Annotated in this window: 19 protein-coding genes; 16 read left to right on the top strand and 3 right to left on the bottom strand. The window is 64.0% G+C overall.

The window, feature by feature from the left end; translation table 11 throughout:
* Window positions 1-6: 6 nt before the first annotated feature.
* A complete protein-coding gene (locus tag ACTJI8_RS09760; protein ID WP_440733240.1) occupies window positions 7-1,803 on the top strand; it encodes an ABC transporter ATP-binding protein in 1,797 nt (598 codons plus the stop codon).
* Between the two features lie 888 nt (window positions 1,804-2,691).
* On the opposite strand, the gene ACTJI8_RS09755 is transcribed toward ACTJI8_RS09760, so the two are convergent.
* Window positions 2,692-3,768, bottom strand: a complete 1,077-nt coding sequence (locus ACTJI8_RS09755; RefSeq protein ID WP_440733239.1) for a LacI family DNA-binding transcriptional regulator — start codon at window positions 3,766-3,768, stop codon at window positions 2,692-2,694.
* Window positions 3,769-3,890: 122 nt separating this feature from the next.
* Here ACTJI8_RS09755 and ACTJI8_RS09750 point away from each other — a divergent pair, with 122 nt between their 5' ends.
* The 6 genes from ACTJI8_RS09750 (at window position 3,891) to ACTJI8_RS09725 (ending at window position 13,157) form a co-directional block, all read left to right on the top strand.
* Window positions 3,891-5,981: a beta-galactosidase gene (locus ACTJI8_RS09750; protein ID WP_440733238.1), complete on the top strand. Its 2,091-nt coding sequence runs from the start codon at window positions 3,891-3,893 to the stop codon at window positions 5,979-5,981.
* Complete coding sequence (locus ACTJI8_RS09745; protein WP_440733237.1) at window positions 5,981-6,877, top strand: carbohydrate ABC transporter permease; 897 nt, start codon at window positions 5,981-5,983, stop codon at window positions 6,875-6,877. The genes ACTJI8_RS09750 and ACTJI8_RS09745 overlap by 1 nt, the downstream gene beginning before the upstream one ends.
* Entirely contained in the window at window positions 6,874-7,773 is a 900-nt protein-coding gene (locus ACTJI8_RS09740; protein WP_440733236.1) for a carbohydrate ABC transporter permease, read from the top strand. The genes ACTJI8_RS09745 and ACTJI8_RS09740 overlap by 4 nt, the downstream gene beginning before the upstream one ends.
* A gap of 50 nt (window positions 7,774-7,823) precedes the next feature.
* The gene (locus tag ACTJI8_RS09735) at window positions 7,824-9,167 is read left to right on the top strand and encodes an ABC transporter substrate-binding protein (RefSeq protein WP_440733235.1); all 1,344 of its coding nucleotides are present in this window, start codon (window positions 7,824-7,826) and stop codon (window positions 9,165-9,167) included.
* A gap of 84 nt (window positions 9,168-9,251) precedes the next feature.
* Window positions 9,252-11,963 carry an RICIN domain-containing protein gene (locus ACTJI8_RS09730; protein ID WP_440733234.1) on the top strand — a complete coding sequence of 904 codons (2,712 nt, stop codon included), beginning with the start codon at window positions 9,252-9,254 and terminating at the stop codon, window positions 11,961-11,963.
* An 849-nt stretch (window positions 11,964-12,812) separates the two neighbouring features.
* Entirely contained in the window at window positions 12,813-13,157 is a 345-nt protein-coding gene (locus tag ACTJI8_RS09725) for a winged helix-turn-helix transcriptional regulator (protein ID WP_440733233.1), read from the top strand.
* Between the two features lie 349 nt (window positions 13,158-13,506).
* Here the strand turns inward: ACTJI8_RS09725 and ACTJI8_RS09720 are convergent, their stop codons facing one another.
* Entirely contained in the window at window positions 13,507-14,535 is a 1,029-nt protein-coding gene (locus ACTJI8_RS09720) for a LacI family DNA-binding transcriptional regulator (protein ID WP_440733232.1), read from the bottom strand.
* Window positions 14,536-14,623: 88 nt separating this feature from the next.
* On the opposite strand from ACTJI8_RS09720, the gene ACTJI8_RS09715 reads away from it, so the two are divergent.
* The 8 genes from ACTJI8_RS09715 to ACTJI8_RS09680 all read left to right on the top strand — a co-directional run bounded on the left by ACTJI8_RS09715 (window position 14,624) and on the right by ACTJI8_RS09680 (window position 22,988).
* Window positions 14,624-15,952, top strand: a complete 1,329-nt coding sequence (locus ACTJI8_RS09715) for an MFS transporter (protein WP_440733231.1) — start codon at window positions 14,624-14,626, stop codon at window positions 15,950-15,952.
* A 49-nt stretch (window positions 15,953-16,001) separates the two neighbouring features.
* Window positions 16,002-16,961, top strand: a complete 960-nt coding sequence (locus ACTJI8_RS09710) for an alpha/beta hydrolase (protein WP_440733230.1) — start codon at window positions 16,002-16,004, stop codon at window positions 16,959-16,961.
* 1 nt (window position 16,962) lies between these two features.
* A complete protein-coding gene (locus tag ACTJI8_RS09705) occupies window positions 16,963-17,781 on the top strand; it encodes an alpha/beta fold hydrolase (protein WP_440733229.1) in 819 nt (272 codons plus the stop codon).
* Window positions 17,778-18,917 carry a serine hydrolase domain-containing protein gene (locus ACTJI8_RS09700; RefSeq protein WP_440733228.1) on the top strand — a complete coding sequence of 380 codons (1,140 nt, stop codon included), beginning with the start codon at window positions 17,778-17,780 and terminating at the stop codon, window positions 18,915-18,917. Before ACTJI8_RS09705 ends, ACTJI8_RS09700 begins: the two co-directional genes overlap by 4 nt.
* 25 nt (window positions 18,918-18,942) lie before the next feature.
* The gene (locus ACTJI8_RS09695) at window positions 18,943-19,926 is read left to right on the top strand and encodes an alpha/beta hydrolase (RefSeq protein WP_440733227.1); all 984 of its coding nucleotides are present in this window, start codon (window positions 18,943-18,945) and stop codon (window positions 19,924-19,926) included.
* Between the two features lie 8 nt (window positions 19,927-19,934).
* Window positions 19,935-20,921: an alpha/beta hydrolase gene (locus tag ACTJI8_RS09690; RefSeq protein ID WP_440733226.1), complete on the top strand. Its 987-nt coding sequence runs from the start codon at window positions 19,935-19,937 to the stop codon at window positions 20,919-20,921.
* A gap of 105 nt (window positions 20,922-21,026) precedes the next feature.
* Window positions 21,027-22,742 carry an AMP-binding protein gene (locus ACTJI8_RS09685; RefSeq protein ID WP_440733225.1) on the top strand — a complete coding sequence of 572 codons (1,716 nt, stop codon included), beginning with the start codon at window positions 21,027-21,029 and terminating at the stop codon, window positions 22,740-22,742.
* Between the two features lie 42 nt (window positions 22,743-22,784).
* A complete protein-coding gene (locus tag ACTJI8_RS09680) occupies window positions 22,785-22,988 on the top strand; it encodes a hypothetical protein (RefSeq protein ID WP_440733224.1) in 204 nt (67 codons plus the stop codon).
* 158 nt (window positions 22,989-23,146) lie between these two features.
* Here ACTJI8_RS09680 and ACTJI8_RS09675 read toward each other — a convergent pair whose 3' ends face one another.
* On the bottom strand, window positions 23,147-23,833 hold the full coding sequence (locus tag ACTJI8_RS09675; protein WP_440733223.1) for a DUF998 domain-containing protein: 687 nt from the start codon (window positions 23,831-23,833) through the stop codon (window positions 23,147-23,149).
* Window positions 23,834-23,890: 57 nt separating this feature from the next.
* Between ACTJI8_RS09675 and ACTJI8_RS09670 the strand changes: the two genes are divergently transcribed.
* Window positions 23,891-24,508 (top strand): TetR/AcrR family transcriptional regulator, encoded by a 618-nt coding sequence (locus tag ACTJI8_RS09670; RefSeq protein ID WP_440733642.1) that lies wholly within the window; start codon window positions 23,891-23,893, stop codon window positions 24,506-24,508.
* Window positions 24,509-24,633 lie beyond the last annotated feature (125 nt).

The raw sequence follows: 24,633 nt of genomic DNA, 5'->3' as shown, positions 1-24,633 counted from the left end.
TCTCCCATGACCTCGCTTCCGCCCACCGAGACCCGCTGGCCCAACATGCGCACCCTGTGGCCCTTCGTCAAGCCGCATCGCGCCCGCCTGGCAGTCGGGTTCCTGCTCGGCCTGGGCACGACTGCCGCCGCACTGGCCACGCCGCTTGTCACCAAGCAGATCCTGGATTCCGTCGGCGGAACCGGCGATATGGTGACGCCGATCACTGTGCTGCTCGGTCTCGTGATCCTCGGTGCCGGGTTCGGTTTCGCTCAGGCGGTTCTGCTGGGCAACCTCGCCGAGGACATCGTCTTCTCGGTGCGGAGTCTGCTCGTCGGTATGTTCTTCCGTGGCCAGATCGCCGGCCTCCACGCCCGTCCGACCGGAGAGGTCGTGACACGGGTGACTTCAGACACGGTGCTGCTTCGTGAAGCCACGTCGTCGGCGCTGGTCAACCTGGTCAATGAGGTCATTGCCCTCGTCGGCGCTCTCGTGCTCATGGCGATGCTCGATCTGACCTTGTTCCTTGTCGCGCTGCTGTGCATAGCGGTCGTCGGCGTGCTCGCTGGACGCCTGATGCCCCGGATTGGTGTCGCCCAGAGGCTCGCCCAAGAGGCCGTCGGTCGGCTCGGGGCGATCCTCGAAGGCGGTGCACGCGCCATGCGCACGATGAAAGCATCCCGTGCCGAGACGACGGAAGAGGCCCGTGTCCTGGACGAGGCCCGCGAATCCATGCGCTATGGCAAGCGCGCGAACCGCACCGAGGCGTTCGCGTGGACTATCGCCTCGACGGGAATCCAGTTCGGCATCCTCGTCATCCTGTCGGTCGGAGCCTGGCGGATCGGCGCGGGATGGCTGGAGGTTTCGACGCTCGTCGCCTTCCTGCTATACGCGTTTCAGCTCGTGGAGCCGGTCAGCTCCATCACTATGTACGTGGCGGAGCTGCAAGCAGGCTCCGCCGCCGCCGCACGAATCCGCGAGACCGAGAACATCACGCCCGAAGACACCCAGAGCGGGGAACCCGCCCCACGACCTCGCGTGGGCGCTGCGGCACTGTCGTTTGAACACGTCTCCTTCGTATACCCCGGTGCGGCGGCGCCCGCGGTGAAGGATCTCTCGCTCACGCTGCCGTCGCGAGGCAGGGTGGCGGTGGTCGGGCGTTCCGGCGCAGGCAAGACGAGCCTGTTCTTGCTTCTCCTCGGCTTCTACCGCCCCGAGGCAGGCTCGATCCGTATGAACGGCAGCGACTACGCGACGCTCTCCCTGCAGTCCATCCGCGAACGGATCGCCTACGTGGAGCAGGAAACACCTCTCCTTCACGGCACGATCCGTTACAACCTCGCATATAGGTTCCCCGAGGCGAGCGACGAGGAACTATGGAACGCGCTCGACGCCGTCGACCTGCGCGAGCTCGTCGCGGGTCTCCCGCTCCAGTTGGATGAGCCGGTCAGCACGACGAGCCTGTCCGGGGGGCAACGTCAGAGGATCGCCGTCGCACGCGCGATCGTTCGGCGACCTGATGTTCTCCTCCTGGACGAGGCAACCGCGCAACTCGATGGGCTGACGGAGGCTGCCATCCACGACGTCATCGATCGGATCTCCTCCGATAGCCTCGTCGTCACGATCGCTCACCGTCTCTCCACGGTTGTGGACGCTGACAGGATCATTGTGATGGACCGTGGACGGATCAGTGCATCGGGCACACATCATGAACTCCTCGACTCGAGCCCGCTCTACGCCCGGCTGGTAAAGGCACTACAGATCCAACCCGCCAGCGGGAACGATGACAGCGGTCACTCATCGACTTGTTTCAGGCATAACTGATCCGCCATCCGTGAACCACTTAACTGCCGGACCGGGAAGCGGTGGGCGTCGTCGGGAGTAGTTGGTTTCGAGTTTCAGGTCACGTCGTTCGCACCCAAACTGTGCACGACCTCCGGTTCCGGACGAGGCGCTCTCGATCGCTGTCATTGAACTGCGGAAACGCCCTGGGTTCTGTTCCGCTCGTTACGTGAGTCCCGCAGCGGAAAGCGCAGAGAGACTGATCGCTTGTCGGACGACCCTCAGGTCGAGGTTCGAGCCGATGCGGACGGCCACGGCGAAGCGGCTCACCCCGGAGGCTGATATTCACCACTTCCCCCTTATCTGCGGAAGTCATGGTGCGTAACGGTGAGATTCAGTTCTATGTCGGCGGACTGCAAGAGCGTGAGGGGATGGTTCTGTCGGACGAAGAGACCGATGTCTCCGATGGACCCTCGGCCGCTTCTCGAAGTTGACGACTACGACCTGCTGCTCCGTCTCGCGACCACATCGGACTCTCTTCTCGTAGCCTCGCGCCGTTTCCTTGCGTTGTGCGATGACTACAAACTCGTCGAGATCAGGGCAAGCATCGGGGAGCCCCTCAAAGCGGGAATCGTCACTGTTGATCAGCGCCCCATCTCACGCTCCGCTCGCACACTGATCGACTACTTCGCCGCCGACCACGCACGCAGCATCCTCGTGGATGGCGTCCCCCCAGAAGAGGTGTAGCGCTCACGCAGACAGGAGAGAAGCGCCTCGCTCCGCGGTCTGTGACCTCTGCGGACGCGCAAGGATCGGCAACGAAGCTGAAGGAATGCCTGCATCGCACGCCGAGTGGATCCGTGTGCAGCGCGGCGCCGAGCTCAACAGCATCCAGCGTGCACGCCTGCAGGCCATCACCGGCTGGTCGGACTAGAGATCTGGTTGGGTGCGCGAGAGGCCGACCGGTGCCGGTGCGCTCGATTCGCGGATGATGACAGTGGCGGGAGCTTCCGCCGGGCAGGGTTCACGTTTCAGGTCGTCTGCGGCCACTCCGAGCTCAGTCAACAGAGTCTCCAGCACCTGACGGCCCTGTGTGCGGAAGTCGAGTCTGACAGTCGTCAGGGGCGGCGTGAAGTACGGCGACTCCGGTGTGTCATCCACTCCGGTGACGCTGACATCTGTCGGTACCTCGAGGCCTAGATCGCGCAGTGCGTGGATCGCGCCGAGGGCCATCTGGTCGTTGGCGGCGAGGATCGCCGTAGGTAGATCGTCGACATCCATCTGCTGGACAAGGTCGCTTCCGGAACGCGCTGACCAGTCACCGTGAACGATGCCTAACGGTTCCAGACCACGGTCCCGAACTGCGGTCTCGAACGCCTGGAGACGGTTGCGCGCTGCGGACCAATCGGCGGGACCGGCGATGTGCAGCATCCGGCGGTGGCCGAGCTCATACAGGTGTTCCACCAGGTCATGTATTCCCTGGCTCGCCGTATGCACGTGAGGGACGGCCGCGGGTTCGTCATCCTCGGCGGCGATGACCACCGGGACACCGAAGTCGGTGCCCTCGAACACGGCGCGAGTGCTGTCCGTGGAGGAGAACGCGAGGATGCCAGCGAGGTCGTACTGCATGAGCAGGGCCAGGGCGCGGTTGATGTCGGCGCGGTCGCCCATGTCCAAGGACACGACGTCCAGGAGGTAGCCGGCGTCTCGAGCAGCGGCCGTCGCGCCCTGGATGATCATGCTCGGGCCGACCTGATGTGTCTCGTGGGTGAGAGCGCCGATGCGAAGCGACCGACCAGTAATCAGCGCACGCGCAGACAGATTCGGCTTGTATTCGAGCGTTTCGAGCGCTTTCTCGATCTTCGCCTTCGTGCCAGGCCGCATACCCATCCCGCGCATATACCGGCTTACCGACTGGTGAGACACGTCTGCCGCTCGTGCAACGTCATAGATCGTCGTGCTGCGTCGTCCGCTGCCTGGGCTGGTCGCGTCATCGTTGACTGTCATGGCCACCTCATGTGCATCTGAGAAACACTAGTTGCAATCCGTACTTTTATCGATAACAATAGCCGAACGAGGAACTGTTCTCGATAACAGTTTAGAGCGTCGAACAATGGAGTACGAACCGGATGTCTGCTGTGCCGCCCCTTCCGCCCGAGGTTCTTTTCGGGGTCGCTTACTATCCCGAGTACCACCAGAGCGAGCGCGTGACCGAGGACCTGGACCTCATGGCTGCTGCGGGCATCAACGTGATCCGTGTCGGCGAATCGGTGTGGTCCACATGGGAGCCGCGCAACGGCGAGTTCGACCTTGAGTGGCTCGCGCCGGTGCTCGATGCGGCACACGCACGGGGCATCTCGGTCATTCTCGGCACGCCCACGTATGCGGTGCCGCCGTGGCTCCAGATCACTTACCCGGACATCGCGGGAGAGCGCCGGACAGGCGAGAAGATCGCGTGGGGTGCACGCCAGGAGGTCGACTACTCCCATGCCGCTTTCCGCTTCCACGCCGAGCGGGTGATCCGCAAGATCATCGCGCGTTACGCCGAGCACCCGGCGGTCATCGGGTACCAGGTCGACAACGAGCCGGGCCTTGAGCTGCTGCACAACCATGGTGTGTTCACCGGTTTCGTGCAGAGCCTGAAGGACCGCTTCGGGGACGTGGAGACCATCAACCGGGAGTGGGGACTGACGTACTGGTCTCACCGCCTCAGCGACTGGGGCGAACTCTGGCGCCCGGACGGCAACACGTTCCCGCAGTACGACTTGGCGTGGCGGCGGTACCAGGCTGAGGTCACCAGCGACTTCATCGAGTGGCAGGCGGACATCGTGCGCGAGTATTCGCGCGAGGACCAGTTCGTCACGACCTGTCTGCAATACCCTCGACGTGGTCTCGACGACCGCGACCTGTTCGAGCGTCTCGACTACACCTCCGGGAATCCGTATTACGGCTTCCAGCGGCACCTGGATGCCGGCGAAGACCATGACGCGCTCAACTACTGGACGACGTCCGGCGTCCCGGGCTTGTTCCGTCAGGCTGACCGGCTCTACTCCTCGAAGCAGGACCGGTTCCTGGTGACCGAGACCAATGCGCAGGCCATTGACGCGAGCGAGAACAATCACCCCCCGTACCCCGGCCAGCTCCGCCAGGCTGCGTTCGCCCTGATTTCCCGTGGTGCCGCGATGATCGAATACTGGCACTGGCATACGCTGCCCTACGGCACCGAGACCTACTGGGGTGGCGTCCTGCCTCACAGCCTTGTCCCCGGACGCGTGTACGGGGAGGTCAGCGACATCGGGGCACAGCTCCGGTCCATCGGCGCCGACCTGCAGGGCTACGTGCCTGATGCGGATGCAGCAATTCTCTGGTCGAATCCCAGCCGGTATGCGATGCAGTTCATGCCCCCGTTCGCCCGTGGCGGTGTCGCCGATGACCAGGGCTATGAACGGCTGTTCGATGCGTTCTACGGCAGCCTTGCCGCGGTAGGCGCTCAGGCCCGTATCCTGCATGTCGAGCAGGCGCTCGCTCTCGGGGCAGAGGAGCTGGTGGAGCGGTTCCCTGTGCTCATCGCAGCCGGCGTCTATGTGACGACCGATGAAGACATCGCGCTGTTCCGCGCGTATGTCGCGGCCGGCGGGCACCTCGTCCTCGGGCCGCGCACCGCATACGCTGACGAGGAAGCCCGTGCACGGGTTGCGACGGCACCCGCCGGACTTTCCGACATCGCCGGTGTTTGGTACGAGGAGTACACGAACCTCGATGCACCAGTCACCGTGACCGCAGAAGAGGGTGACCTAGGCGCGGGCCGGTTGTGGGCGGATGGGCTGATCCCGACCGGTGCCGACGTTGTCGCAGGGTATGACGACCGTGGGCTGGAGCGATTCGCCGCGATCACTTCGCATCCGGCGGGCGCCGGGCATGTGACCGTCGTGGGCACCGTCCCGAACCGGGCCCTCGCGAGGCGCCTGGGCGAGACCGTCATCGGAACACCGCGCTCCATCCTGCGCACCGTCCCCGACGAGGTCACCGTAGCGTCCGGATCCACCGCCGAGCACCGTTTCTGGTTCATCTTCAACTGGGGATGGGAACCACAGCGGATCGAGCTCACGGCCGACGTTGTGGACGCGGTGACGCGTGAGGCGCTACCCGCCGGTCACGTCCTGACGCTCGCAGCGTGGGATGTCTGGGTGCTTCGGGCCCCGAAGAAGACGGAGGAGTGATGTCGAACGTCGTCGCAAAACCCCGCGTGAAGAAGCGCGACTGGCGCGGATGGCAGTTCACCGGGCCGTTCGCCGTGGTGTTCGCGCTCGTCTTCATCGCACCGCTCGCCTACGCCCTGTATCTGAGCCTCTTCCAGAACCGCCTCATTGGCGGGGATACGTTCGTTGGGCTCGACAACTACGTCGCGGTGCTGTCGGATCCGAAGTTCTGGGACGGCTTCACCCGGGTGTTGCTGTTCCTGCTCATCCAGGTGCCCATCATGCTGCTCCTCGCGCTGATTGCGGCACTTGCCATCGACAGTGCCCGCCTCTACGCCCGTGGGCTGTTCCGCATGGTCGTCTTCCTCCCATATGCAGTGCCCGCTGTGGTGGCCGTGCTCATCTGGGGATTCATGTACGGCAACAACTTCGGCCTCACCGCGAACATCAACGACTTCCTCGGCGCGGACATTCTCCGACCGTTCGCTCCCGAGTGGGTCCTCGCGTCCATCGGCAACATCGTTACCTGGCAGTTCATCGGGTACAACATGCTGATCTTCTATTCGGCGCTGAAGACCATCCCCTCGGACCTCTACGAGGCGGCGGAGATTGACGGCGCCAGGGGGTGGCAGGTGATCAAGGCCATCAAGCTGCCTGCGGCGCGCGGTGCCATCGTGATCGCGACGATCTTTTCCATCATCGGTAGCTTCCAGCTGTTCAACGAGCCGAACATCCTCCGGCCGCTCGCCAACAACGTCATCACCACGTACTTCACCCCGAACATGTACGCCTTCAACCTGTCCTTCGCCGGTCAGCAGTACAACTACGCCGCGACCGTCGCCATCGTCATGGGTGTGATCACCGCAACCATCGCTTATGTCGTCCAGCTTCGCGGGACCAGGAGGGGAGAGCGATGACCACTGCGCTCCGCACAGTCAATCCCCGTGCGCGGAAGAGTTTCTCCGTCGCGCGCCCCCGCAAGTCCATCGCGCTGACCGTCGTCATGCTCGTCTTCCTGGCGTACGCTCTCGTGCCCCTGGCATGGCTCCTGATAAACGCGAGCAAGACACAGGGAGACCTGTTCAGCACCTTCGGCCTCGCGTTCGGCGATTCGTTCGCACTCTGGGACAACATCGTCGCGACCCTCGCGTACAAGGACGGGATCTTCCTGCGCTGGTTCGGCAACACACTTCTGTACGTTGTCGTCGGCGCCGGCGGAGCGACCCTGCTCGCAACCCTTGCCGGATACGGATTGGCGAAATACAGCTTCCCCGGGCGCAAGGCATACTTCGCCGTGGTCATCGGCGCCGTCGCGGTGCCGGGCACCGCGCTGGCCGTACCGACATTTCTGCTGTTCAGTCAGGTGGGGTTGACCAACACCCCGTGGGCGATCATCATCCCGTCGCTGATCAGTCCGTTCGGTCTGTACTTGATTTGGACGTACACCATCGACTCCGTGCCGACCGAACTGCTCGAAGCCGCGCGTTTGGATGGAGCAGGAGAGCTTCGCACCTTCTTCACCATCTCCATCCGGCTGCTCGCGCCGGGGATCGTCACCGTCGCGTTGTTCGCGATTGTCGCAACCTGGAACAACTATTTCCTGCCGCTGATCATGCTCAGCGACCCGGCCTGGTATCCGCTGACAGTCGGTCTGAATCAGTGGAGTGCGCAGGCGTCGGGTGTGGCAGCAGAACCGATCTACAACCTCGTCATCACCGGGTCGCTGCTCACCATCGTCCCCATCGTCGCGATCTTCCTCTTCCTGCAGCGCTTCTGGCAGTCCGGGCTGAGCGCGGGAAGCGTCAAGCAATAACTTCACCTGTACCCGACCCTGCACCACACAATGAAGTGAAAGGAACCACCATGTCCCAGTCCACCCCGAGCCGCCCGAGGCGCCTCGTTACAGCGCTGGCATTCGCCAGCATCGCCGCCGTCGCCCTCGCCGGCTGTTCATCGGCCGGTGCCACCGGAGGTGGTGGAAGCGGTGACGACCTCGACGCTGCACTCGAAAAGGGCGGTGAGCTCACCTACTGGACGTGGACTCCGTCCGGTGAAGAGCAGGCCGCTGCATTCATGAAGGAATACCCCAACGTCGAAGTGACCGTCGTCAACGCGGGCACCGCCACCGACGAATACACGAAGCTCCAGAACGCGATCAGCGCGGGCTCCGGCGCACCGGATGTCGCGCAGGTCGAGTACTACGCGATGCAGCAGTTCGCGCTCTCCGACAGCCTGCTGGATCTCACCCCATATGGGTTCGGAGATCTCGAGGTTGACTACACCGCCTCTACGTGGGGTGCCGTCAACCTCAACGGCGGCATCTACGGGCTGCCGCAGGATTCCGGCCCCATGATTCTCATGTACAACCAGACCGTCTTCGACGAGTTCGGCCTGGAGGTTCCCACTACGTGGGACGAGTACATCGCCGCGGCGCAGAAGCTCCACGCCGCAGACCCCACAAAGTACATCACCAACGACAACGGTGATCCCGGCTACGCACAGCCCCTGATCTGGCAGGCCGGTGGGCGGCCGTTCGAAACTGACGGCACGAACGTCACCATCAACCTCGAGGATGAGGGCACGAAGCTGTGGGCCGACACCTGGAATCAGCTGCTTGAGCCGGAACTTCTCGCCCCGATCGGCACCTGGACTGACGACTGGTGGAAGGGACTCGGCAACGGCAGCATCGCGACGCTCGTCACCGGTGCCTGGATGCCGGGCATCCTCGAAGGGTCCGTCCCCGAAGGCGCTGGACAGTGGCGCGTCGCCCCGCTGCCGAGCTATGACGGCTCGGCGGTCACGGCGGAGAACGGCGGTAGCGCGCAGTCGGTCATCAAGCAGACCAAGAATCCGGCCCTCGCGGCGGCATTCCTGAAGTGGTTGAACAACTCCGACACCAGCATCGACGTGTTCCTCGGTGAGGGCGGATTCCCCTCGACGACAGCGCAGCTCAACGATGAGGAGTTCCTGAACGCGACGCCGGAGTACTTCGGTGGTCAAGAGATCAACAAGGTCCTCCTCGACGCGTCCGAGAACGTCGCCGAAGGCTGGCAATATCTGCCCTTCCAGGTCTACGCGAACAGCGTTTTCGCGGACACCGTCGGCCAGTCCTATGTCTCCAAGAGCGACATCATCCCAGGACTGGACGCCTGGCAGCAGAACCTCGTCGAGTACGGCAACTCACAGGGGTTCACCGTCAACAAGTAACACCCCGTGGGGGCGGAACAGTGTTCCGCCCCCACCCTTGTCTTCGTCACTTGTACTACCCACATTCCCCAAAGGAGGGGCTCGATGTTGTCTTCAACGAAGAAGAAGCTGGCGCGGATGCTCGGTGTCGCCGCGGCCACGACAGTGATGGTCGCCGGATCGGTCGTGAGCGCACAAGCCTACGATCCGTCGCCGGATGTGCTGTACGAGCTCGGCTCGCAAACGTGCTTGAAAGGGACCGGCAACTGTGTGATCTACCCGAAGTCCACGCAGCTGCCCAGCGGCCGGCTGCTGGTCTCGTTTGAGAAGTCCACGATTGGTGCGTCGGGCAGCGCTGACGGGCAGACCGTACCGGTCATGAAGAGCGACGACTACGGCGTGACATGGCAGCCGCTCGCGGATGTCGCGGCCCCCGCCTACCTCAGTGACGATCCTGCTGTCGCGCCGTACATCAGCAACTGGACGAACCCGTACCTGTACGTTCTGCCCGAAGACATCGGGCACCTCAAAGCGGGAACGGTCCTGCTCGCGACCGTCGTATCCGGCGAAGACGAGTACTTCGTAGAGAAGAAAGCTGCGGACCCGAACTGGATCCCCACCAACGATGGTGATCGCCGAGACCTCGCCCTGGCGCTGTACTCCAGCACCGATGAGGGTGCGACATGGAGCTTCGAGAACATCATCGCGAAGGGCGGATGGCAAGGTGGCAGCGCCGGCAACATCGGCAAAGCCATCTCCTCCGCGAACACCCACGCGCAGGTCGACCCGCTGTGGGAGCCGCACCTGGATGTGCACGACGGTGAGCTGGTCGCGTACTACTCCGACGAGAACGACTACATCGGATTCGACCAGACAACCGGCATCCCCGTCCTTGACCCGGACAACGACACCGCCAAGGATTCCCACAACCAGATTCTCGTGCACCGCACTTGGGATGGTGGGGCCAGCGGGTGGAGTGAGACAGTCGTCGACGTCGCCGGTCTAAATAGCGACATGGGCGGCGGGAAGACCATCATCGGTGGCGGTCGCCCCGGTATGACCACCGTCGCGAAGACCACCGACGACAAGTGGTTGCTGACCTTCGAGTACTTCGGTGGCGGATCCAACGTCCGTTACAAGATCAGCGACGACCCTCTCAACTTCTACTCCGACGGTGACGTCGACGGGCTTGAGATCACGCAGCTCCCCGCGGCCACCGGATCCCGTGCACTTGCACGCGGCGGAAGCCCGGTCGTTGTCACGCTGCCCGATGGGCGTATCGCCTATAACGCGGCCGGAAGCGCGAACGTCTGGATCAACCAGAGCGGCCGCAGCGATGGCGCCTGGACGGAGCTGCAGTCCACTGTCGGCACCGGGTACAGCCGCACGATGCAGTACGTCGAGGGCACCGGCCGTATTGTCCTCTTCCAAGGAGCGTGGGGCGGGTCCACCTCAGGATCCGTCGTCCGCCACGCGGAGGTGGACTTCGGGCAGAGCGACGGCGCGTACTACCAGCTGGAGAACAAGGCCACCGGTCAGGTGCTGGGCACGAACGGGCGGCAGAACGACGCCAACATCGGCAACAGCGACCGCCCCGATGTCCGTGCCGAAGCCGCCAATGCAGGAGAGGCAACCCAGCAGTGGCATGTCGTGATGAAGCCAGACGGAAACGTGACGCTGCTCAACCGCTCGGGTGGCCGGGCCGCCGCGATCTGGACCGGCAACGCGACCGTCGGGCAGAGGATCGGTCAGTGGGTGGACGAGGGATCCACCGGGGTGTGGAAGGTTCTCGAGCAGTCCGATGGCAGCGTGCGGTTCCAGTCGGTAAAGAACCCTGCCGTGTACCTCACCGCCGCTGCCGACGGCACCGTATCCCTGCAGAACGCACGCACCGACGGGTCCCAGGACTGGCAGCGCAACATCGACGCGCCCACCAGTGCCTCTCTCACCCCTGACCTTCGGAGCACCGCGCTCATCAGCATGGACACCGTCGATGCGGGTGGGACCCTCGCGTTGGATGCCGCCTCTCCCACCCCAAATGGCGGACAGCGCAATGCGGGAACGACAGGAACGGTGTTCGCCCTCGTCGGTGACGGAAGCCCACAGTCTCTCGGAAAGGTGAGCTTCGACGACGCGGCCACGGGCTCCGTCACCCTTCCCGCATCGCTCGCAGCCAACTCTCGCGTGAATGTTGCTGTGCTCTTCGATGGTGCGCCCACCCTGTGGGATGAGGTCACCGTCACGGCACCCGTCGTGGACACAACCAAGCCGCAGACGACGCTCGTCTCGCCCAACACGTCGGGGCCGTTCCCGGCGATCAACGTGTCGGTGTCCGCAACGGATGACGGCGGGCTTCAGCGCATCGTGGCGAACATCTACCGCGACGGGAAGCTGATCAAGAGCACGCAGACGGCAGCGGGCGGTGCTACGAGCGTCACCCACGCCGCTACCGTCGCATTGCCTGACGGTGACTACGTCGTGAAGTACAACGCGCAGGACCTCGCCGGGAGCATCTCCCAGACGCGCACGGTCGCCGTGACCATCGACGCGACGAAGCCCACCGTTACGGTCAAGGACGGTGCGTCGTTCACCGTCGGTGGCCCGACGACGTACGACAAGGTCAGCTTCAAGCTCCATGATGCGGGCAAGATCGACAAGGCCGTCATCAACGGAGTGGTGAAAGATCTGACGAGCAACACCTGGTCGGACCTTAACGACATCACCCCGGGCATCTTCGGTGCGGTCCGCGGAGATAACACGCTCGTTGTGTTCGACGTAGCCGGGAACAGCACGACACAGCTGTTCATCCTGCGGTGACGGGTTGCGGGTGGGAGCCGTGCGCTCCCACCCGCACCTGCTGGTTGACTATTGCCAGTTCGTCGCGAGGCTCAATGCTCCTCCAGCACTGGGCCTCGCTGTCGTTACAGAGTCACGACGTCAACAGCGGTCGACAAAAGATCCCCGCCGATGAGTCGCGATGCCCACAAAGATCATCACGATTCTATTAATGGGACTACTGACAGTTCGGTTGACTCCAACGCAGTGAGGATTTCGGTTCCCGCGGAAGGATGGTCAACGTGCCCAAAGCACCCCCAAAGAGTTCCGGAACGACGTCATCGCGGTCGTGCGTCGGGGCGAAGCCCGATCAGTCGGATACCGAAGACTTCGATGTCTTCGAGTCGCGCCTGCAACGGTGGCTCAAGATCACGGACGTCGAAGACGGCATCAAGCCCGGCTTGACCCAGGCGGACGCGGCGGAGTTGTGGGAGGCGCGCAAACGCAAGCAGGAGAGCGAGATCCTCCCGCCGGGCTGCCGCGTATCTGTCGCAGGCATCGCTCCCCAAATGATGTTCCCGCTGGTCCTTGGCCTTGCCCCGGATCGGATTCCGATCACGGTGACCTACCGGGTGCTGGGCTTCCGCAAGCTAGCGGTCTTCCGATGGCGTGCGAACCCCGTCCCGCAATGCGACTGGGACAACGCACCTTCGTCATTGCCCTCACCGCGGGCACCGCCCTGTAGGGGTGTGGGCACTGCTGCCGGCCATCGCGGGCGCTGTGATCATGGGCGTCATAGCCCTGTTCGTCTTCATCCAACCCCGCTGTCGGCGGCTATCCACCGACACGCGGATCCAGGGATAACGCAGGCACCTTCCTGCCGCCCACACGATGCAGCACCGCCGCGTCCAGGAGCCTCGTTTCGGTCGATATGGCGAGCTGAAAGCATCCCTGCCGGGGGTGGCAAGCAACCTCCTAGCCGAACGGCTGCGGACGATGGAAGAGACCGGCGTCGTGGAGCGAGCACTGGGAGACGCAGGCGTCCTCTATGGACTGACGCCATGGGGCGTGGAACTCAAAGTACCGATGGAGGCCCTGGGGCAGTGGGGTGTTCCTCTGCTGGCCGCGGGACGGGGTGACGACGAGTTCCGGCCGCGATGGCTGACTCTTGCCCTGCCTGCCATCCTCCACGGGAGAACGGCGGCTCCGCCCGCCGAAAGTCGGCTTCGAGGTTGAGGGTCTGCTCATCGTTCTTCTCATCGACGAGGATGGCCCGAGCACTCGCGTCGGTGACGGGGATCGACCAAACACCGTCCTGGCGGCCGAGGCTGATACCGTTGTCGGCCTCGTCGCTGGCGCTCTCACCGTCGACCAAGCGCTCGATGCAGGTGAACTCCACCGAGACGCCGCCGCCCTTCGGCAAGTGTTCGCCCTAAGACGCCACCTCCCCGGCAATGGATGCCATCGATGAGACTCACCGACAAAGATCGTTGTCGGTGTATTTCCGCTCGGGCAGAGAACTGGCTGACAGGGGCATGCGCTGGCGGAGATTTTGGCTCGGGATAGGGGCGCCGAGTCGCGAGGGTTATGAGGGTGTCGTGGAGGCGCGGGCGGTAGATGTACGTGCGACCACGCTCACGGCTTGCGCTGTGTCGTTGCTCGTTGCACTGGCTTGATCGTGTCCGGTGATGTCGGCGATTTGTGCGGCGATCTGATTTGCTTCTGAGGGCAGGTTGAATTGAACGCTGCTGAGGGCGGGGCGTGCCAGAGCTGCGATGGGGCTGTTATCACCGCCGATGACGCCGAGGCGCTGCGGGATTGGGATGTTGTGCGCAGCTGCGGCGCTGGTGATGCCGAGGGCTGCGAGGTCGTTCCACGCGGCGATTCCGAGAGGTTCAGCTGAATGCGTGGTCCACTCGTTTACGGTAGCCGAGATCGCTTCGAGGTCGCTCGGTACGAGGGCTGAGTGGGCATCGGTGATGCCGCGTTCTTCGCAGATGCGGTGAAACGCGGTCATGCGCGCCTCAGTAAAGGACTGTCCGCGTGGCTCTTCGGTGGCGAGGTAAGCGAGGCGGGTGTATCCCTGTGCGAGCAGGTGATCAATCTGGGCGGCGACGATCGTGTCCTGCCCGATTGCGGTCGTATGGGGCATGCCGGGGTAGTCGAGTAGTCGGGCGGATACCTCGGCGATTCCCGCTGATTGCAGCGCCTGAGCATCGACCGGCTGCAGAGGGTCGAAGGTCACCACACAGGCACAGGAGATGCGCGACAACAGTTTGTGGAGTGAGCCGCGCCAGTGTTCCCCCTCGTACCGCAGGCAAACCAGACCGTGATCCGCAACGAGGCGTCCGATCTCTTCGAGCAACAGTTCGAGTTGCCCGGAGACTTCCCAATCCGGGACGAGGAGGAGGACGACGTCACCACGGCCACTACGCAACGCGCGGGCAGCAGGAGAGCCGACATAGCCCAAGCGGCGGGCAGTTTCCATCACCCGCTTGCGAGTCGGTTCGCTGACCCGGACATCACGCCGATCGTTGAGGACATAGCTGACCGTGGCACGTGACACCCCTGCTTCACGGGCCACGTCGCTCACGGTGAGGGGTGCTGTACTCATTGTCAGCCTTTCTGCTTGACACGATTAAACCTATCGCATACCGTAATTGTCGACGTAGCGGTTGACACGATTAATCAAGGAGGATTACATGGACGTTCCCCGTACGACCGGGTCGGACACGACGACGATCGGCTCAGCGCCCCGGGAGGGTGTGTACAAGCACCCGTGGCGGGTCGCGATCATCGCAGGACTCGCGTCCTTCGTCGACGGCGCCGCTTTGACGGTGAACGGCATCGCACTGGTCATCTACCAGCAGACTGTCGGCCTGACGGCGAACGAAGTGGGGCTGCTGCTCGCCGTGGTCACGGCGACCTTGGCGATCGGCGCGCTGGTCGGTGGCCGGCTCGGCGACATCTACGGGCGCCGCAAGGTGTTCATCGTGACGATGGCGATGATCGCTATCGGCGCGCTCGCACCGACATTCTTCACTAGTTTCTGGATCCTGTTCGTGGGACTCGCGTTGCTGGGCCTGGGCGTGGGTGCTGACCTGCCGGTCTCGCTGGCCACGATCGCGGAGGCGGCGAAAGACAGCAACCGCGGCAAGATGCTTGTCTTCACCCAAGTGATGTGGATCGCCGCGTCGCTGACGACCGTCATCGTCACCACTGCCACCGGCGGCCTCGGGCAGCTCAGCGGGCAGATCCTCTACGGCATGATCGTCGTGGTCGCCATCATCGGGCTCCTCCTGCGCCTGACGGTCCCGGAGTCACCGCTGTGGCTGCAGTCCCGCGAAGAACATCGCCGTGGCATCCACACCGTCCGCGCCGATAAGGTCCGCGTCCGCGACCTTCTGCAGGTGCCCTACCGCCGTGCATTCATCGTCCTCGCGGTGTTCTACGCCCTCACCCTCTCCGCGAGCACCATCTTGGGGGGGTTCACTACCTACGTCGCGGTCAACGTCGCCGGGCTTGAGATCACGGAAGTCGTCCCGTACACGATCGTGCTGTTCCCGCTGGCATTCATCGCGCTGTTCGTGTTCATGAAGTACGTCGACACCCGCGCCCGGATGCCGCTGTTCATCGCCGGCGGCGTGGTGTTCGTCGTCGGACTGCTGATCCCGGTGTTCTTCGGCTTCACCCTCGTCACCCTCCTCGGTGCACTGCTGATCGGATCGCTCGGACAGACCACCGCCGGCGAGCCCATCGCTCGGGTATGGGGCAACGAAGCGTTTCCCACAATGCTGCGCTCGACAGCCCAGGGGTTCGTGTTCACCTTCGGACGCCTCGTCGCCGCCGGCGCCACCGCGGTCATCCCCGCTGTGATCGCCTTCTCCCCGCCACTGATCTACATCCTCTCTGCCGTTGCTGCGGTCCTCTCCGTCCTGGTCGGATGGATCGGGTTCCGCAAGGGTCGGATCGCGAACGAGTTCACCCGCGAGCAGCAGGCCGACCCCGCCCTGGCCAGCGAACTGGCCTGACCGCATCAAGCACTCCCCACCAGCCCGTCTCTAGGAAAGCGACACTGACATGCCCGTTATCCCCGCCCTCCGGCAGCTCCTGGACAGCATTCCCTCCGGTGCACCAATCGACCTGATCAATGTGCCGGCCGCCCGCCGCGGCGCCCTGGAAGGCTCCAACGCCCTCGCCGCGCTCGTTGCGCCCGAACCCCTCGAGGTGGGATCCGTGCACACCGCGCAGGTACCCGTCGACGGCGGGGAGATCTTCGTCCGCATCTACCAGCCGGCCACGCCCGGGCCGCACCCGCTGCACGTGTTCTACCACGGCGGCGGATGGATCGCCGGGACGATCGAGGAGACGTTCGTCGACATCGCGTGCCGGGAACGCACCGCGCTGGCCGGGTATGTCACTGCCGCCGTGGAGTACCGCCTCGCACCGGAGTACAAGTTCCCCATCCCGCTGGAGGACTCATACACAGCCCTGCTGTGGATCGTGGAGCACGCTGCGGATTACGACGCCGACCCCGAGCGCCTCACCATCGGCGGAGGGTCCGCAGGCGGAAACCTCGCCGCGGCGATCACGCTGAAGGCCCGCGACGAGCAAGGCCCCGCCATCACCTTCCAGGTGCTTGAGGTCCCCGCCGTGGACCTGACCATGGGCAGCCCCAGCGTCGGGAAATACAGCGGCGGCGAGTACCCGCTCGCCAAGGCGGAGCTCGACTTGTGTCTCGAGGCGTACCTTCGTTCTCCCGTGGATGCCACCGACCCGTACGCTTCACCACTGCTCGCCGAAGATCACACCGGTCTCCCTCCTGCGTTGATCATCAGCTCAGAGTTCGACCCGCTGTGTGACGACGGATCCCGGTACGCGCAGCGCCTCGAAGAGGCCGGTGTGCCCGTCACATTCGTTCTGGGGGAAGGGCAGGTGCACGGGTCGTCGCAGTTCACCAAGCTGCTTCCCGAGTCAGCGGCCTGGCGGGATCAGGTCATCGACGCGCTCCGGGCGCACGCCAACCAGCAGAACCAGTGACATGCCCACGACACCCTCAGGCATGTTCTGGGACACTCGAGGGCCCGCCGACGCGCCAGCGATCCTGCTCCTGGAGGGCCACACCGCGCAGCTAATCGGGTGGCGGGACGAATTCTGCGACCGGTTCGTTGCGCGAGGGTTCCGTGTCCTCCGGATGGACAACCGCGACGCCGGCCTCTCCCGCCACGAGAAAGCTCCATACGGCATAGCGGACATGGCCGACGACGTGATCGACGTCCTCGACGACGCTGGGCTCGACCAAGCCACGGTGGTGGGTCAGTCGATGGGCGGGATGATCGCGCAGCATGTCGCTCTCAACCACCCGTCCCGTGTCGCCGGGCTCGTGCTGTTCTACACCACCCCCGACATCTGCGACATTGACCCCGCCATCCTCGCCACTCAGGTGACGCTTGCCACCACCCGTGAAGAGGCGATCGCCGCGTTCCTAGACGGGGACCGGAGCACCGCGTCCCCGGCATGGGGGTATGACGAGGCGTTCAAACGCGAGCTCGCCGGCCGGATGTTCGACCGCGACCCAGACCGCAGCGGTTTCCGATACCAGCGCGCCGCCGTCGCGAGCATGCCCGACCTCACCCCCCGGCTGGGGGAGTTGCACATGCCGGTTGCAGTCATCCACGGCCGCGACGATGCGCAGATCGGCCCGCGTGGTTCTGAACGTATCGCTGCGCACGTCCCGCACGCGGAGCTGCATCTATATCCCGGAATGGGACACGAGATCGCTCCCGCTCTGTGGGATGACTTCGCACGCATCATCACCCGTACCGCCACACACACCCGCATTCCCCAGGACGTGTCATGACCTCCACTCCAACGATCCACGGCGACGTCGCATCCGGCTTCGAACGCGTCGCCGACGCCTTTGCGCGGAATTTCACCGACCGCGACGACCGCGGCGCCGCCTGCACCATCGTCATCGAAGGGGTGCCGGTCGTGGACCTCTACGCCGGCGACGCCGACACCGGCACACCCTGGAACACGAACACTCGCAGCGCCGTGTTCTCCGTCAGCAAAGCAGTCACCGCTATCAGTCTCATCATGGCTACCGACCAGGGGCTCCTCGACCTCGACCAGCCCGTCGCCGCCTATTGGCCCGAATTCGGCGTGCACGGCAAAGACCGCATCACCGTCCGCCACGCTCTCGCTCATCGCGCCGGCGTCCCCGCGTTCACCCAACCGTGGGATGCCACCGCGCTGGGCGAGTGGTTCCCGATCACCGATGACCTGGCATCGCAGCATCCACTGTGGGAGCCCGGAACCGCGTTCCTGTATCACGCGATCTCGGTCGGCTTCATCGGCGGGGAAGTCCTGCGACGAACTACCGGGAAACGACCCGCGCAGTGGCTCGCCGACCACATCACCGGCCCGCTCGGACTGCAGATGACCTACGGCGTGGACGTCAACGATCCTAATCTGGCACCCACCCTCCGACCGCAGGATGCCGTGGGCAACGGGGTGCCGCTCTCCGCGGACGACACGGCGCTGGTGCAGCGGGCGATGCTCGCCGACGGTGCGTACGGACCCGACCTGTTCACCGCTGCGAACACTGCGGCGTTCCTCAGCCCGGAGAGCCCTGCCGCGAATATCGTCACCCGTGCGAAGGACCTCGCGCACCTGTTCGCGGCGACCGTTCATTCCATGAACGGTGCGCGTCTGCTAAGCGACGACGCGATCGTCGAGGCCACCCGACCGCTGTCCTACGGCAGACCGTTCATCGGCCCCGACAAGGGCGACGTGTGGGGGACCGGGTTCATGCTCCACTCCGGCCGCCGTGGCATGGCTGGTCCGGGAAGCTTCGGGCACGACGGCGCGGGCGGTCAACTTGCGTTCGCGCATCCGGGCCTTCGGCTCGGATTCGGCTATCAAACTGTGCAGCCTGGCGGCGACGCCGACATCCGCGCCGAAGCCCTCTGCGCGGCCCTCCGCGAATCCCTCTAACCCGCGTAGACGAAGGAGTTCTCCCATGCCGGTCGACCCGATCCTCACCGCATTTATCCCCATCCCGCCGCTGCCGGCCGACATTGACTTCGCCGCCTTCCGGGAACAGGACAATGCCAACACCGCAGCCCTCGTCGCTCAGGTCGCCGAACCCGGCCCCGACGTCGCCGATAAGCGAATCGTGGAGATCCCCGTCACCGACGGCGTCATCTCCCTTGCCATCTACCGGCCCACCCTCGACGACGGCGCGCTCCCCGTGCACCTCTACTTCCACGGCGGCGGCTGGGTCGCCGGGACCGGACTCAGCCCCTTCACCGACATCATCGGCCGCGAACGCGCCATCGGGGGCCACTGCGTCGCCATCACCGTGGACTACCGTAAAGCCCCCGAGTTCCAGCACCCCACCCCTCTAAACGACTGCCAGACGGCACTGAAATGGGTGGTCGATCACGCCGACGAGATCGGAGTGGACCCCGACTTCATCACCGTCGGCGGGGCCTCGGCCGGCGCGAATCTCGCCGCGGCACTGTGCATCAAGAACCGCGACGAGAACGGCCCTGCAATCGCGTTCCAGCTGCTGGAAGCGCCCGCCGTCGACCTCACCCTCAGCTTGCCCTCCCACGCAGACCCAGACCTCGGATCCCAGTACGCCCTCCACCACCCCGACGTGGAGACGCTGGTCGTCACGTACCTCGGCGAGGACGGCGACCCCACCGACCCGTACGCCTCACCGCTGCACGCCAAGTCCCACGTAGGACTGCCACCGGCGTATATCATGCCGTCCGAGTTTGACCTCCTCCGCGACGACGGAGCGGCATACGCGGAGAAACTGAACGATGCCGGAGTCCCCGCCATCTCTTCACTCCAACAGGGACACATCCACCCCTCCAGCGGCTTCACCAAGGTCCTGCCCATCGCCCGCGCGTGGCGCGAGGAAGCCCTCACGGTTCTCCGACAGGTCAATGCGGGCCACCTCGACCAGGTGGTGCCGGTCGGCGCCACGTCTTAGGAGATCCCATGCTCACTTCCGGAAATCCTCGACAGCTGAAGCGGGCACCCGTCACCGACGCGCTCATGCTGGCCCTTCGCAAAATGATGGGGTTCAAGAACTCTGCGGCCTCGACCGCTTCCACAGGCGCCACCGTTCTTCGCAACGGTGCGCTGCGCATCAACGACGTTCAGTACGGGGTCGAGTACCCGAACAGCTTCCTCGACATCTACATCGCCGATAACGACCCCACGACCCGTCGGCCCACCTTCGTATACGTCCATGGAGGCGGATTCGTCGTCGGCGACAAGGTCAGCGGCGACCCCGCCGCGAAAGGCATCGACGGGTTCTCCATCATCAGCGATCCGATCCTCGCTGCAGGGTTCAATCTGGTTTCCATCGACTACGCCCTCGCCCCCGAATTCAAGTACCCCGTGCCCCTCATCCAACTGTCCCAGGCCGTTGCTTTCCTGCAAGAGCATGGCGCCGAGCACGGCATCGATATGAGCGAGCTCATCGTGGGAGGAGGGTCGGCTGGCGGGCACATCGCCGCACAGTTTGGCCTCGTTGAGAGCGATCCCGTGTACGCCGCCCGGGTAGGTATCTCGCCCGTCACCCACGGCGCCCTGAAGGCCTTGGCGCTCGACAGCGCCCCCTTCGATATCAACCGAGTGGGCAAGACACAGTCGCCGAAGCTCGTCCCCAGTGTGCTGTTCAGCCTTGCACTGCGTACCTACCTGGGGCGTTCGCGGGACATTATCGCGGAAGCCAACATCCTCCCGAACGTGACCGACCAGTACCCTCCAACGTTCTCCTCTGACGGCAACACGGGCACCTTTCCCGACCAGCTTCGCGACTTCCACGCCAAGCTCGACCGCCTCGGTGTAACGAATAAAGCAGATCTCTATCCGACAAGCGCCGCCGAGCTAGCCCACGGGTTCATGGCGTCACCGTCACGCTGGACGGACGCCTACAACCAGCAGAAGATGGCCTTCCTGACAGCCGCGATTGGCTGAAATCCCGGCTACGCCCCACGTCGCCCAAATGCACGAAGAAAGCACGCACGGCTTGCTAGAAGTGATGAGATTTCCGCGAGCAACTACACCGAGGTAGGAGAGCTGATGAACTCTGACGCGATATCCCAAGGAACAAGCACCGGACGGCTGCAGGCGGCCCGGGATCGACTGTTGGAGCAACGCAGCGACTACAACGCAGCCGTCACGTCCTTCATCTGGCCCGAGATGGGTGCGAATTTCAACTGGGCCGTCGACTGGTTCGACGAGGTCGCCCGCGACAATCACACCCGAGCCTTGATCGTCGTAAACGACGACGACACCCGGACCGAGCGGACATTCGCGGAGCTGGCGCAACGATCTGACCAGCTGGCGCACTGGCTGGCTGCCGCCGGCGTGAAGCGCGGAGAGTCCGTGCTGCTCATGCTGGGCAACCAGGTGGAGCTCTGGGAGTCGATGCTGGCAATCATGAAGCTCGGCGCGGTAGCCGTTCCCACCACCACTGCAGTCGGAACGAAGGACCTCACCGACCGGGTCGCGCGCGCAGCTGTGCGACACGTCATCGCTGCGGCAGCGGACACGACGAAGTTCGACGACGTGGCCGGCTCCTACACCCGAATCGCTGTGGGCGCCGCGACCGAGGGGTGGCGCGACTACTCCGGGGCGTTCGCCGAGCCTGCCCGGCGGGTCGCGCATCCCGGCACAGCGCCGGAGGACCGGCTGCTTCTGTACTTCACGTCTGGGACGACCTCGCGCCCCAAGCTTGTCGAACACACTCAGGTGTCCTACCCGGTCGGCCATCTCAGCACCATGTACTGGCTGGGACTGCAACCGGGCGATGTACACCTTGCGATCAGCTCTCCGGGATGGGCCAAACACGCGTGGAGCTGTCTGTTCGCACCCTGGCTCGCCGAAGCAACCGTCTTGATCTACAACTACACACGCTTCGACGCCGAAGCGATGCTGCACAAGCTTCAAACAGAAGCGGTTACAACGTTCTGTGCCCCACCCACTGTGTGGCGCATGCTAATCCAGGCCGACATGGGTGAGCGGCCCTCCGCGCTCCGGGAAGTCGTCTCCGCTGGCGAACCCATCAACCCCGAAGTCATCGAACAGGTCCAACATCGGTGGGGTCTCACTATCCGCGACGGCTACGGACAGACGGAGATGACCGCTGTCGTCGCGAACCCGCCCGGTATCCATCTGAAGCCCGGTTCTATGGGACGGCCGTTGCCGGGATGTCCGATCGTGCTGCTCGACCCGGTTACCGGGGCGCCCGGCGAGGAAGGCGAGATCTGCATCGACCTCTCCGAAGGTCCGATCAACATCATGACCGGCTACGTCGGAGACGCTCACCGCACCGAGGAATCCGCGTACGAGAGCTTCTACCGGACCGGTGACGTCGCCCGACGAGATCACGACGGATACATCACGTACATCGGCCGCGCCGACGACGTCTTCAAGGCATCGGACTACAAGATCAGCCCGTTCGAACTCGAGAGCGTCCTCATCGAGCATCCCGCGGTCGCCGAAGCCGCCGTTGTGCCGGCTCCTGACGCGACCCGGCTCGCCGTGCCCAAGGCGTACGTGGCCCTCGCGCCGGGATATCAGGAGACCGAGGCTACAGCGCTGGACATCCTGAAATATGCGCGCGAGCACCTGGCACCGTTCCAACGGGTCCGGCGCCTTGAGTTCTTTGACCTTCCGAAGACCATCTCCGGAAAGATCCGCCGAGTCGAGCTTCGTCAAAGGGAAGAGCGTGCGGCCGACGGCACAGAGCAAATCAACGACTGGCGTGACGACACCATCCGCACCGAGCAATAGGGAACGTCCGGGAATATCGGCAATAGGCATCTTCAACGAGCCGTGACTCAGCAGCTCTGCGCGCAGAAGTATGTTGAGCAAATCCATGGCTTTGGCGCGGCCACCGAAAACGATCGTTTCCGGCGCGAGACAGCTGATCGCGTTCTAGCTCCTGCCGATATGGTTCGCTACAACTTGCTTTCGGCGGACGGTTTCGGCATCGATGAAGTCTGGACCGCCGAGATTCCAGCGGGGGCTCGGTCATAGGTCGCCCGAGAGATTTCGTTGACGGGCGACCTATGGTGAGCGCTGCTGACAGCCTTCACTATGAGGTGGTTCGGTGCAATCGGACCAGTGTCACTCTTCGTGCGTCGAAGGCGCTTGAGACTAGGCCCAGGGCCTTCACCTCGTGGGTACGGGGCTCCTTACGCCTTTGTCACAAGCGATCGCTCTTCGGCTCGGCGTGCCGAGAAGAAGTAGCCGGCGAGGAGGAGCGATGCAGCCAGGAACGAATATACGGAAGCCCTCTCCCACACGGGGGCGTAAACCCAACCAGAGATCGCGGTCACGACAAGCAAAGCCAACGAGACGAGTCCGACGATGCCTGATGCGACGCAGGTACGCCGCGACCACACCGGTAGATCGTTCCGCAAGGTGGTGCGGCCGACGAGGATCATCAATGCGTTAGCGCTCACGATGGCAAGAGCTGCTCCAGCGAAGTGGAACACGGTCAGCCCAGCGTCCTGGTTTGCCTGGCTTCCGTGGACCATACCCACCAGCGAGATGCCGATACCGTGCAGGATGCCGAGCGTGATGACGGCGCCGCGGCGTCTTTCTCGTCCGAGGCCCCAGAAGATCACGATCGCGCCGATCGCGAAGAGGGCGCCTTCGCCGACAAAGCCCGTGTTCATGACGTTAGCGAGTAGGGAGTTGAGTTCGCGGCCCTGGAAGACGCTTCTTTCCGGGACGCCGAGATCGCTGACCCAGTTGGTCGCGTAGCTATAGCCGGGGAAGCCGATGGCGGCCACAGCTTCACAGAGGAGATACCAGAGCGCTGCTGCGCCCCAAAGTGATGATCCAAGCCGGATCAGGAGTGCACGCGAAGAAGTCATGCGACCATAATAGCCCATTTCGACCATATTGGTCGCTAGCGGTACGATTGATCCGTGATGACAGTGCGATTGAGGGGCGAAGCGTTAGAGGCGGCGACGCTGGATGCGGCGGCAATGGTTTTTGCGGCTCGTGGGTTCAGCGCAACGTCGGTTCAGGCGATCGCTGACGTGACCGGGTACTCCAAAACTGGGCTGCTGTCTCGGTATGGATCGAAGGACCTCCTGTTCTCGACGGTCACAGCTCGTTCCAAAGACCTGACTGCCGAGGTGCTTCAGCAGGTCGAGGACTCCAGCTGGGGCGACGCTCGCGATGATTTAGCGGTGACGGTGTTCACCGATATGGCTCTCGCTAACCCAGGAAGCATGGCTCTGCTTCTCGCAGCCTTGACCTCTACCGATGACGAGCTCCGCTCCGCCATCTCGCCGATCGTATCTATGATCTGGCAAATCTTCGATCCGCCGACAGTCGACGTGAACACAGTGGAAATGGCTGCGCTGCATCCAGACGTGTTCGCACGACGGCTTCGCATCACGGCTGCAATCGGTGTGATTGCGACGATCGTCACGGCGACACGCGCAGCCAATTTCATTCCGCAATTACAGCCGCTCATCGTCTCGGCTGCACGCAACGCCCTCGAATCGTCTCATACTCACGAGCGGATTGCGCCTGTTTGACGGGGGCCTAGTGCGTGTCTCCCTTTTCCGAGGTCCCACGCGGGACGATTCTTGAGTGACTCGGGATGCGGTGCTGACGGATACCCAGTGGGAGCGGATCAGCCCGTTGTTCCTTTCGTCGGCCG

The sequence above is a fragment of the Microbacterium sp. 22303 genome, from assembly GCF_052045265.1.
Lineage (GTDB): Bacteria > Actinomycetota > Actinomycetes > Actinomycetales > Microbacteriaceae > Microbacterium.
Note: the sequence above shows the minus strand (reverse complement) of the source record. Positions and strands in the feature narration are given on the sequence as shown.